The sequence below is a fragment of the uncultured Bacteroides sp. genome (genome assembly GCF_910586915.1).
In the GTDB taxonomy this organism is placed as follows: domain Bacteria; phylum Bacteroidota; class Bacteroidia; order Bacteroidales; family Bacteroidaceae; genus Bacteroides.
This window is the reverse complement of record NZ_CAJULN010000012.1, coordinates 1-11978: the sequence shown is the minus strand read 5'-3', so window position 1 is coordinate 11978 and position 11978 is coordinate 1. Positions and strand designations below refer to the sequence as shown.

At 45.8% G+C, this 11978-nt stretch carries 11 protein-coding genes; 5 read left to right on the top strand and 6 right to left on the bottom strand.

Annotation, left to right across the window (positions count from 1 at the left end; all coding sequences use genetic code 11):
- Window positions 1–8: 8 nt before the first annotated feature.
- Entirely contained in the window at window positions 9–296 is a 288-nt protein-coding gene (locus QZ331_RS06535; RefSeq protein WP_294629118.1) for a glycoside hydrolase family 95-like protein, read from the top strand.
- A 57-nt stretch (window positions 297–353) separates the two neighbouring features.
- Here the strand turns inward: QZ331_RS06535 and QZ331_RS06530 are convergent, their stop codons facing one another.
- From QZ331_RS06530 to QZ331_RS06520, 3 genes are all read right to left on the bottom strand, one after another.
- Window positions 354–1004 (bottom strand): HAD family hydrolase, encoded by a 651-nt coding sequence (locus QZ331_RS06530; RefSeq protein ID WP_294629116.1) that lies wholly within the window; start codon window positions 1002–1004, stop codon window positions 354–356.
- A gap of 42 nt (window positions 1005–1046) precedes the next feature.
- Window positions 1047–2279, bottom strand: a complete 1233-nt coding sequence (locus QZ331_RS06525; RefSeq protein ID WP_294629114.1) for a DUF4861 domain-containing protein — start codon at window positions 2277–2279, stop codon at window positions 1047–1049.
- A gap of 158 nt (window positions 2280–2437) precedes the next feature.
- Complete coding sequence (locus tag QZ331_RS06520; protein ID WP_294629113.1) at window positions 2438–4054, bottom strand: glycoside hydrolase family 28 protein; 1617 nt, start codon at window positions 4052–4054, stop codon at window positions 2438–2440.
- A 298-nt stretch (window positions 4055–4352) separates the two neighbouring features.
- Between QZ331_RS06520 and QZ331_RS06515 the strand changes: the two genes are divergently transcribed.
- The 3 genes from QZ331_RS06515 to QZ331_RS06505 are packed head-to-tail and all read left to right on the top strand — an operon-like array spanning window position 4353 to window position 6976.
- On the top strand, window positions 4353–5210 hold the full coding sequence (locus tag QZ331_RS06515; RefSeq protein ID WP_294629112.1) for an enoyl-ACP reductase: 858 nt from the start codon (window positions 4353–4355) through the stop codon (window positions 5208–5210).
- Between the two features lie 6 nt (window positions 5211–5216).
- On the top strand, window positions 5217–6224 hold the full coding sequence (locus QZ331_RS06510) for a gliding motility lipoprotein GldB (protein ID WP_294629111.1): 1008 nt from the start codon (window positions 5217–5219) through the stop codon (window positions 6222–6224).
- Window positions 6225–6271: 47 nt separating this feature from the next.
- Window positions 6272–6976, top strand: a complete 705-nt coding sequence (locus QZ331_RS06505; RefSeq protein WP_294629110.1) for an SAM-dependent methyltransferase — start codon at window positions 6272–6274, stop codon at window positions 6974–6976.
- On the opposite strand, the gene QZ331_RS06500 is transcribed toward QZ331_RS06505, so the two are convergent.
- Genes QZ331_RS06500 through QZ331_RS06490 form a run of 3 tightly spaced genes read right to left on the bottom strand, consistent with a single transcriptional unit; the run spans window position 6942 to window position 11181 of the window.
- Window positions 6942–8060 carry a hypothetical protein gene (locus tag QZ331_RS06500; RefSeq protein ID WP_294629109.1) on the bottom strand — a complete coding sequence of 373 codons (1119 nt, stop codon included), beginning with the start codon at window positions 8058–8060 and terminating at the stop codon, window positions 6942–6944. The genes QZ331_RS06505 and QZ331_RS06500 overlap by 35 nt on opposite strands.
- Window positions 8061–8119: 59 nt before the next feature.
- Entirely contained in the window at window positions 8120–8971 is an 852-nt protein-coding gene (lipA, locus tag QZ331_RS06495; protein WP_294629107.1) for a lipoyl synthase, read from the bottom strand.
- Window positions 8968–11181 carry a S9 family peptidase gene (locus QZ331_RS06490; RefSeq protein WP_294629105.1) on the bottom strand — a complete coding sequence of 738 codons (2214 nt, stop codon included), beginning with the start codon at window positions 11179–11181 and terminating at the stop codon, window positions 8968–8970. Before QZ331_RS06490 ends, lipA begins: the two co-directional genes overlap by 4 nt.
- A 193-nt stretch (window positions 11182–11374) precedes the next feature.
- Here QZ331_RS06490 and QZ331_RS06485 point away from each other — a divergent pair.
- Window positions 11375–11978, top strand: a 604-nt coding sequence (locus QZ331_RS06485) for an SPFH domain-containing protein (protein ID WP_294629103.1), incomplete at its 3' end; no start/stop codon positions are given.

Sequence of the window (11978 nt, the reverse complement as noted above, 5' to 3'; positions counted from 1 at the left end):
ACGCCATATTGAGCTTTCCCCGTTTGCTGATGGAGATGTTGGTGTTTACCAAAGCGGGACATATCGAATTCTTGCCCGCTTGGCCTGTCGGATTCCCCGATGGTTCGCTCAAAGGAATGCGCATTTACGGCGGGCACACACTGGACATCTGTTGGAAAGCAAGCAGGCTTGAGTCGTTTACCATCCATACCGTTGCTGACGAGACTTTGGAATGGGCACACGATGGGATGAAAGAAGAGTTGGAGTTGAAAAAAGGTAAACCGTACCGGTGGGTACGGCAGACGGATGATGCTTAAATCAATGTTTTGACACCTCCGAAGTTATTGTATACCCTTTGTCCGGCACTTCTGATATTAAAGAATTAATTTCTCAATCTCTCTGGCTGTATCTACGATATAAGCCGGACTGAACCCTTCCAATTCCGTCCGTGGACGGAATCCCCACGTAACACCGCAAGCTGTGACGCCGGCATTGGCGGCTGTTTGCATATCGACCCCCGAATCGCCTACGTAGAGCACATCTTTTTTTTCCACATCGGCCAATTTCAAAATATCAAAGACTATGGTCGGGTCGGGCTTTACGTTCACTCCTTCCCGTTGGCCGAAAACGGCAATGAAACGGATTTCGGGGAAGTAATGGGCTATCAGTTTCTCGGTAGCTGCGTGATACTTGTTGGAAGCTACGGCAAGCCGGATACCGGCAGATTGCAAACAAGATAAAAGTTCGGAGATACCCGGATAGGGGCGGCTGTCGTCTGCATTGTGGAGATTATAGTAAGGAATGAACTCCTTTCTTACACGAAGTACGTTTTCTTCGTTTTTTTCTCCATCGGGCAGGGCACGTTCAAAGAGTTTGTTGATACCGTTTCCTACCATGAAATTATACTTCTCCACATCGTGCGTGGGGTATCCCAATTTATTTAAAGCGTAGTTGGTACTGTGTGCCAGGTCGGCGATGGTATTCAGCAATGTACCATCCAAGTCGAATATTGCTAATTTCTTCATTAAGTTTTTTTGTTTGACGGTTGAAAATCGGTGATTCAAAATCTATTCTTCCATTTTCACTTTTACAGTCACTGGGTGAGCCAGTTCTTCTTTCCATTTGCGGAGATAAGCGAACCATGCTTCCGGAGTCTTATAGCCGAAAGTCTCCTTCGTGGATGTGAAAGTCGTATGATAGTGGAAACGGTTGTTTCCCGGAGCGGCGATTGTGTAGAGGAAGTTTGCTTTATCTTTCTCTTCTGACTTCACATAGCGCTGAGGGATGCAAGTGCCCAATCCTACGGTCTCTTTGGCATACTTCACCGTGTCGTTTACGGGCCAGTCCGTTCCCCAGCTTCCCACCAGACCTTTATGGTTGGAGAAAGACTGGGAAGTACCTGCGATGTCTTGCACACCTGTGCAGAACACCTCTTTATCGAGTGGATCGTCAAAGAAGGCTTCGATATGCAAGTCGCGATGTCCCGCGTAAAGTGTGTAGCGTGTCGTCATATTTAATTCCTTCCCCTGATACTGCCATCCGGTTACTTCAATTTCCGCAACCGCACGCACCGGACCGTAAGAGAGGATGCGTTCCGTGCGGGTTTCTACCGGAGTGATGTGGGTTGCTTTCTGTCCGTCCCAACCTTTCAGCGCACCCGGGCCGCAACTGTCGAACACACGAAGCACATCGTCGCCGAATCCTTTGGTCAATTGGGCATCCGTAGGATAGAACTGAGATTCCTTGATTTCCAGCCCCTTGTTGAATTTGCCGTAAATATCGGGTGTCTGTTTCTCATTGAAGTAGAGGCGGTAGCCTACCAACTCCGATTCCAGAACCGGACCGTGAGGACGTACCATACTATATATATTGCTGGTACCGGGAACTGTAATAGCCTGCACCCGTTGATGCTTCCCTTTACGGTGGTCTGCGATGAACATATCGGCATACACCCGTTCGGGATAACTGGCCGTGCTCTTTTCCGAAGAGAGCGTGACTTGGAACGTCTTTGTGCCATGAGCGGGAAAGTCGGCTACAAAGGCAAGTTCGTCCATCTTTCTGTCCCTGTCCAAATCGTCAAGTTGCGAGGGTATCTCATTCGTCCCTTCCATGACAACGGCAGACTTGATTTTGAAGCCTGCGTGCAATTCGCCCAGATTGACAACAACCGGAGCATCCGTTCGTGCCTGATTCCAATGGTTGTGTACTTCGACCGTAATGCTCTTTTCCTGTCTTTGCCCCCAAGCCGGCAGGCTGAAACTTCCTAAAAGGAAAGCGATGATGAAAAGATTCTTTTTCATGATTCTAAGGCTGATATTATACGTGATATTTCACGCCGCAAAAATAGTTGAAAAAAAAGCAGACTCTCTATCTTTTGAAGATAAAATAGTCTGCTTTTTGAGCTTTTTACTCTATATAATGATATTGTGGTTTTCTTTTTCTTTCTTTTGAGTGAATCTTATTTGAGCTTTAGAATCTCTCCTTTCGCTCCTACTGTTTCGTAAATCTTTCCGTTTACGGTCAGGTTCTTGGCATTCTTAGCATTCAGTATGTGGTTGCCTTTTGAAGATTCTACATGGATATTCTCCAGCGTAACCCCGTCTGCTTGGCTGATGACGACACCATCCGTAGCTTCCGTTATCACGACGTCTTTGACGGTGATGTTGCTAATCGGCATTTCCGGCAGACCGTTGAAGAACATCGCCCGTCCCGAACCTCGGCATACGATGTTTGAGATATGGATGTTGCGGAATGCCGGCGTCTCTTCCGTTACCGGCGGGATAGCTGTTTTCATACGGTTCAGCAAATCCTCTTCCGATTCTTCTCCGGCGCCTTTTCCGCCGTAGAACAGGTCGAATAGCAACGGTTCGTTTGGAATGTTAATCATATTGATGTGGTTGATGTAGATGTTTTCCACCACACCGCCGCGTCCGCGGGTACTCTTGAAGCGCAAACCTACATCCGTTCCCATGAATGTGCAGTCTTCCACATAGATATTCTTCACGCCGCCGGACATTTCACTGCCCACAACAAATCCGCCATGTCCGTGCAATACCGTATTGTTCTTCACAATCACATTCTGACAAGGTTCTCCACGACGGCGACCGTCTTCATCCTTGCCCGACTTGATACAGATAGCGTCGTCTCCCGCATCAAACACACTGTTCATAATCAGTGCATTCTTGCAAGATTCCAAGTCGATGGCGTCGCCATTCTGAGAATACCAGGGATTGATAACCATGATATTGTTCACAGTCAAATCTTCGCAGGATAACGGATGCAGACACCAGCTCGGAGAGTTTTTGAAAGTCACGCCCTCCAACAGTACTTTCTTGCTTTTCACAATGCTGAGCAACACCGGACGCAACCAGGGACGGATTTCGGCCCATCCTTCGTCCGTATGGATACCTTCGGGTACATTGAAATCTTTGCAGGCCATAGCTCCTTTCAGCGAACCGGCCGTGGGATACCATATCTCCTGCTTCTCATCGAGCACACCGCCCGAATTCACCAACTTCTTCCATTGGGAAGCGGTCAGCTTGCCTTTCTTCACCGGACGCCAGCAGTCACCGTTACCGTCGAATGTGCCATATCCCGTGATGGCGATATTCTCCGCGTTGCGTGCTGAAATCGGCGATTGGCAACGGCGGGTTTCCAGCCCTTCAAACGAGGTGGCGATGATGGGGTATGCTCCGAAATCTCCGGTGAAGAGCACCAGTGAGTTCCGCTCCGTATGAAGATTTACATTGCTCAGCAGTTCGACAGGACCGGTCAGCCAGATACCTTCCGGAATAATCACTTTGCCTCCGCCGTGCCGGTGTACGTCCTTGATGGCATCGTTGATGGCTTTCGTATTCAGGAACAGGCCGTCCCCTTTGGCTCCGAAATCTGTAATGCTTACTTCGTAGGCCGGGAAATCCGGTTGTTGCACTTTCGGCATATCGAAAGGCAGGTTTTGATAAATGGCGTTGTCCGTTGTGTTGTCGCCAGTTGCTTTCTCGCCAGACTTACATCCTATTGCGAAGGGCAAACAGCATACGGTCATCCAAAGGACTCTTTTTGTCAATGTGTTCATTTAATAATCTATTTTTTCTATCGGGTTATACATCTTCCTTTTTTGTGATGATTATCTGCTGTTTTCACTCCCGGTATGACCGATTTTCAGGGTATATATACTCTACTTTCAGTAGATAATCATTCTTGTTTTTCATATGTTTTTTCGAACGCAAAGATAGAAGCGAACCTCAAAAGCGATGTGGACTAATTGATAGAATACCTGTATTTTTTGGCATTTCCGCCTATAATTTGCACACTTCTCATGATTTTATGCAGAAAAGATGCTATCTTTGCACAAAATTTAACTATTAGAAAATATGAGTTACAACTTGTTGAAAGGAAAAAGAGGTATTATCTTCGGTGCTCTCAATGACCAGTCTATCGCCTGGAAAGTGGCAGAGCGTGCTGTAGAAGAAGGTGCGACAATTACATTATCAAATACTCCGATGGCTATCCGTATGGGAGAAGTCAACGCTTTGGCCGAAAAACTGAATTGTCAGGTTGTTCCGGCCGATGCTACCAATGTAGAAGAGTTGTCGAATGTATTCAAGACCTCGATGGACATATTGGGCGGACCGATTGACTTTGTGCTCCACTCTATCGGTATGTCTCCCAACGTACGCAAGAAACGTACTTACGATGACCTTGACTATGGAATGTTGGATAAGACATTGGATATTTCGGCTGTATCATTCCACAAAATGATTCAGGCTGCCAAGAAGTTGAACGCTATCGCCGAATACGGTTCAATCGTAGCCTTGAGCTATGTGGCTGCACAGCGTACATTCTACGGTTACAACGATATGGCAGATGCAAAGGCTTTGCTGGAATCCATTGCACGTAGTTTCGGTTACATCTACGGACGCGAGCACAATGTGCGTGTGAATACCATTTCACAGTCGCCTACGTTTACCACAGCCGGCTCGGGTGTGAAAGGCATGGACAAACTGTTTGATTTTGCCAACCGTATGTCTCCGCTTGGAAATGCGAGTGCCGACGAATGTGCCGACTATTGCATCGTGATGTTCTCCGACCTCACCCGCAAGGTGACCATGCAGAACCTCTTCCACGACGGCGGATTTTCCAGTGTGGGGATGAGCCTCCGTGCGATGGCTACTTACGAGAAAGGACTCGATGAGTACAAGGACGAAAATGGTAACATCATTTACGGATAATAAATTATGAAACGACGGATTTCTCTTCTTTTCATTTTAATAAGTATGCTTTTCGCCGCCTGTGGGTTAAGCACAGGAAAAGGTACGGAGCAGAAAGAAGAGGAGATTTCTGTTCTGAGATACGATAAGCTGTTGAGCGAATATGTTCGTTCCAACAGCTTTTCGGCTATGCAGAAGTTGTCGATGGATTATCGCCAGCCCACGAAGATTCTGATAGAAGATGTGTTAGCTATCGGTACGGTGGGCGATGATACGATTTCGCAACGTCTGCAAAAATTCTATTCGGATACGACACTGGTGCGTCTGATGGCGGATGTGGAAACCAAGTTCCCTAATTTGAACGAGGTGGAAAAGGGGCTGACCAAAGGCTTCAGGAAATTGAAAAAGGAAGTGCCCGATACCCAAGTGCCGCTAATCTATTCGCAAATATCAGCATTCAATGAATCGATAGTGCTGGTCGACTCCTTGCTCGGCATCAGTCTCGACAAATACATGGGCGAGGACTACCCGCTTTACAAGCGTTTTTATTACGACTACCAATGTCGCTCCATGCGTCCCGAACGAATCGTGCCGGATTGTTTCGTGTTCTATCTCCTGAGCCGTTATGATATGGATTATCACGAAGGAACTTGTCTTGCCGACTTGATGATGCACGCCGGTAAAATCAATTATGTAGTGCAGCATCTCTTGGGATGCAATAACGGCGGTGAGGCGATGGGATATTCGAAAGAAGAAAACGGCTGGTGCAAGGAGAATGAGAAAGCTATTTGGGAGTATGTATGTTCCAATGGGCACTTGAGTGCGCGCGACCCGATGGTAATCCGCTATTATATGAAACCGGCTCCGGCTGTCGAAATGTTCGGCGTACAGGCTCCGTCATTGATAGGTACATGGATAGGCACGAGAATCGTTGCCGCATATATGCACAGGCATAAGGACATGAAGTTGAAAGAGCTTTTGGAATTTACCGACTACCATGTCATGCTGAGTGAATCCGGCTACTTGGCTTCCTGAATCGTTTCTCTCTCTTATTTCTCAATTTTTAATTCTCAATTCAAAAAGTGGAAACCGCCCTCTATTTGTTGCCCGTCACTTTAGGCGATACACCTATCGAAAAGGTATTGCCCTCTTATAATAAGGAAATCATCTCTGCTATCCGGTATTTCATAGTCGAAGATGTCCGTTCTGCCCGTCGTTTCTTGAAAAAGGTAGACCGGAAGATTGATATTGATGCGCTTACGTTTTATCCGCTGAACAAGCATACTTCCCCCGAAGATATCTCCGGTTATCTGAAACCTTTGATAAACGGTGCTTCAATGGGAGTCATCTCTGAAGCCGGTTGTCCGGCTGTTGCCGATCCGGGTGCCGATGTGGTGGCCATTGCGCAACGCAAAAAACTGAAGGTAGTTCCATTGGTTGGGCCTTCTTCCATTATTCTCTCCGTGATGGGTTCGGGCTTCAACGGTCAGAGTTTTGCATTTCACGGCTATCTGCCCATTGAGCCGGGAGAGCGTGCGAAGAAACTGAAAGCATTGGAACAGCGTGTGTATGCCGAGAACCAGACGCAACTCTTTATCGAGACTCCTTACAGGAATCACAAAATGGTAGAGGATATTTTGCAGAACTGCCGTCCGCAGACCAAACTCTGCATTGCTGCCAATATCACCTGTGAAGGAGAGTATATACAGACGCGTACGGTGAAAGAATGGAAAGGACACGTGCCCGATTTGTCTAAGATTCCTTGTATTTTTCTCTTATACAAATAACATTTTTCAGATGCTCGTACTCTTCTTCAAAACAACTGCTAAAGAACCCTTTGCCTAAGTTCTCCTCAATTTGCTTGAAACTCCACAGTTTGCTGTTCTTAAAGCGGGGAGTACAGAGCACGGAATCATCATCCAAATCGAGGATGAACAGGTAGATAAGTCGGTTGGTTACTCTATTCTCGAAGTGATAGGCGATGTTGAATTTCGGTTTGACCTCTTTGAGTTGCGGAAGTGCATGATGCATCAGGCGGGTAGCACCTGCTGTCAGGGATTCTCCGTAGCGAAGATAGCACTCCATTGGAATATCTGCTTTATTCTTATCTAAAATAGCTGTCGATGGTCTGTTGCAGAGAAACAACATTCCATGCGTGGATACGGCAATTCTTATTACCGGATGGATGTAAGCGTTCTTGTAATTGGTTGCTTCCATGATGGGTGTTTTCCCGATTACGTCTCCTTTGGTATTGACGATGGGTACATACTCCGTGTGAGACATCAGGTGATTGAAGAAATGGATAGCCGTTTGATTGAACAGAATGCTCAAGGCAAAGACCGTAGGGGGCAATATTTGATAGAGAATGAGTGTACTCGTTTCGCTTAGCGGGGCTTGGAAAATTAGCATGATACTGATACTGACGAAATGCAGCAGGCCCAAAATTAAAGCGATGCGTGCCGATACGATGGCGGCTTCCGCTCCTTGCAGGTACAAACGCCTGTGGCAACCGTCTATATGTTTCGTGAAATGGGTGATAATTCTTTTCTTATGCATATAGAGTATCAGCATCGGGATGAGGACACTCACTTCCAATGTCAGAGAAAGTGCGCCTGCCGGTACATAATCTCCCGGAATAAGTGCAGCTAAGGACAATAGAGACATTATCCCGGTAACTATATACAGGATAAAGTTCGGGATGAGTATTCCTTTGGGTTTATGAGAAAGTCCTATGCCTACGATACCTATGCCCGTACCGATGTAAATAGCTGTGTCTTGCGTTATAAATTCACACAATATAATGGAAATAATAACGGGGATAAAACCCAATGACATATTAAATACGGAAGAAAGTTTTCCTTTATGCTCCATCTCTGCTTTCTGTTTATTTGTCGGTTCTGCTAATAGAACAAATGGTATCTGTATTTTGTTTACGGACGGATATGTTTTTCTGCATGGTAGGATGAACGGACAAGAGGAGCACTCTCTACGATGTGGAATCCTTTTTCCAAACCGATGGTCTTGTATTTGGCGAATTGTTGCGGAGTCACGTATTCCGCAACTGGATAATGACGGTGGCTGGGTTGCAGGTATTGTCCGATAGTAAGAATCTGACAACCCACTGCCAATAAATCATCCATCAATATTTCCACTTCTTCAGGCGTTTCGCCCAAACCGACCATGATACTGCTTTTGGATTTGATTCCTTTGGACGCGATGCGTCCGATAACCTGTAAACTCGTGTCATAATTGGCTGCGCTGCGCACCACGGGGCTGATACGACGCACGGTCTCCATATTATGTGAAATGATGTCGGGACAAGATTCTATCACAAGGTCTATCAGTTCCGTTCTGCCTTGAAAGTCGGGTATCAGCACTTCGATGGTAGTCTGGGGATTCAGGCGCTTGATTTCGCGGATGGTACGTGCCCAATGTTCCGCTCCTAAGTCGGGGAGGTCATCCCTGTCTACGGAAGTGATAACGGCGTGGTCCAGTTTCATCAATGCAATGGATTCTGCTACATGGGTAGGTTCGTTGGTATCCAACGGATGCGGGCGTCCGGTCTGTGTGTTACAGAACTTGCAACTGCGGGTGCAGATATCACCGCCAATCATAAAAGTGGCAGTACCTTTTCCCCAACACTCACCCATATTGGGGCAACGCCCACTGCTGCATATGGTATGCAGGCAGTGGGAGTCGACTATCCGTTTGGTTTCGGTGTACCGTTCGTTGGCACCGATATTGATTTTCAGCCATTCGGGCTTGCGTACTCTGTCCGTCATTGCAGGTTGTTCAAGAAGAAGTTGGTCAATCGGGTGTAGAGATGATGGCGGGTGTTTCCACCGTATATGCCGTGGTTGCGGTTGGTATATACCTGCATATCGAACTGCTTGCCGAGCTGGACTAAGTGTTCGGCGTATTCGACACAGTTCTGGAAGTGTACGTTGTCATCTGTCATACCGTGTACGAGTAGCAAATTACCATGCAGTTTGTCGGCACGCGTAAAAGCGGAAGATGCTTTGTAACCTTCGGAATTCTCTTTGGGAGTACGCATGAAACGTTCCGTATAAACCGTATCGTAGAAACGCCAGTCGGTAGGTGCGGCAACGGCTACTCCTGCTTTGAACACAGGCGTTCCTTCACTCATACTCATCAATGTCATATATCCGCCGTAGCTCCATCCCCAAATACCGATGCGATTTTTGTCTACATAAGGTTGCTTGCCGAGGTAAAGAGCGGTTTCTACCTGGTCTCTGGCTTCTTTTACTCCGATTTTCAGGTATGTACATTTTTCAAAAACTTCTCCGCGACCGCCTGTTCCGCGACCGTCCACACATACCACAATGAAACCACGGCTTGCCATATAAGTTTCCCAACTGATGTTCCAGTTGTCCAACACCTGTTGAGAACCGGGACCGCTATACTGGAACATCAATACCGGATATTTGTTTGATTCGGAGAAATCAACAGGTTTCATCATCCATCCGTTCAAGGTGACACCGTCTGTAGTTTGGAAAGTGAAGAATTCTTTTTGCGGTATTGCATAGCCCGATAAGGTCTGTTTCAGTTGGTCGTTTGTAATCAATGTCTTGAGTGTTTTGCCTGAATTATCATTCAAAGTCACCACCATAGGATTATTCAGATTGGTGAACTTGTTCATATAATATTTCATTGATTTGCTGAACAACGGAGTGTTTGTTCCTACCTGCTGAGACAGTTTGGTCTTTTTACCTTTCTTGTCTGTCTTGTAGACAGCTTTGCGCAACGGGCTTTCTTCATTACTTGTGTAGTAGAAAGAACCGTCCGTCTCGTCATATCCTAAGAAGTCTTTTACTTCAAACTTTCCGTTTGTCACCTTTTTGATGAGGTTTCCCCCCATGCTGTACCAGTAAAGGTGGCTGTAACCGTCACGTTCGCTGAGCAGGCTGAAATATTCGGGATAGAATTTGATGTTATCGAAAATATTTTCTTTAATATAATATGGTGACTCGTCACGCAATACCAATTTACAAAGTGTGGAGCGCGGGTCGGCAAAGTACAGGTCGAAACGGTCCTGATGACGGTTCAGCGTCATGATTGCCAACTTGTTGGCATCTTTGGTGAAACGGATACGGGGAATATATCCATCTGCATCCAACGGAAGTTTCATAGTACGGGTGACGCGCGATTTGATGTCATACGTGCGTACTTCTACTTTCGAGTTCGGATAGCCTGCTTTCGGGTATTTATACGTATATGTTCCCGGATAATCTCTGAGAATATCGAAGTGTGGAGCCTGTCCGGCAAATACCGGGAATGTGTAAGAGGGAACTTCCGATTCATCGAAACGGATAAAGGCAATCTGCGTATTGTCTGCACTGAATTCCAAAGCACGGTTGAAACTGAACTCCTCTTCGTACACCCAGTCGGGGATACCGTTGATAATGGAATTCGGTTTGCCGTCTTCGGTCACTTGACTTTCGCTGTTACCATAAAGCAGTTTCACGAGGAAGATATTGTTTTCACGGACAAAAGCAATCATCGTTCCGTCCGGAGAAAAAACAGGAACCTGTTGAGGACCCCCATCAGACAGTTTTTCAATAATGTTATTTGTCGTAACGCCCTTTTCGTTTCGTTTCAAAGGATAGATATAATGTACGGCTGTGTAAGAATGCCGGTAAATCGGAGTTGTCTTGGTGGCAATCAGCAATTTCTGACCGTCGGGCGAGAACTGATAACTATCGAAGTTCTTGAAGTCACATTCGCGTGCAGTATTTACATCAAAGATAACCTCTACCTTTTCACCGGTTTTGAAAGAGTATTTAATGATTTGTGTGCCTTTGGCGTTCATCTGTGTGTAGTGTTCGCCGTCGGGGGTGGGGGTGACTCCTTGAATGTTTTCCGGCCGGAAACGTCCGGAAGTGATGTCTTTTAAATCAAGTGCCTTTGAGCCTTGCGCCATTTCGGTCAGGCAGAGAAGGCAGGCAAGCAGTGCTAAACTTATCTTTCTCATATTAGTGTGTTTTTATATTTTGCTTTTAATAAATTCGGGTTCGTATCTTGCAAAAATACGAATAAATTGAATAAAGTGGTGTTCTTTAGTTAAAAATGTACTTTACGATGAAAGAAAACTCTTTGTTTATTTGCTTTTTTGATTTGAGGTTTAATATATTTGTGATATCAAAATAATATCAAATTATAGTGCTATGAATACCAAAGAAATTAAGTACAACGATGCAGTTGTAAACGGCTTTTTAGCCTTGTTCTTTCATGTTATTGTATTGCCTTTACTGGCTGTTGTGAGTTTTGTGCTTTTCAAAGGAAGCATACTTCTGTTGTTCCTGTTATTGTTCTTTATAGTTTTGGTAATTCTGATGATTCCGGGTTATTTCTCGCAAGAGCCGAACGAAGCTCGTGTCATGGTATTCTTCGGAAAATATAAAGGTACGTTTACCGAAACGGGATTTTTCTGGGTGAATCCTTTTATGAATAAAAAGAAGTTGTCTTTGCGTGCCCGTAACTTGGATGTGGAACCTATTAAAGTTAACGATAAAATCGGTAATCCTATTTTGATAGGTCTGGTGCTTGTATGGAAACTGAAAGATACCTATAAAGCAATGTTTGAAATTGATGCACAAACAATGGCGGATACTCGAGGAAGCGGGCAAATGACTGTGACTGTTGCCGGGCGGATGAATGCCTTTGAAGATTTTGTCCGGGTACAAAGTGATGCAGCGCTCCGCCAGGTGGCAGGCCTCTATGCTTATGACGACAATGAGACCGACCGGAGTGAGTTGACTTTGCGTAGTG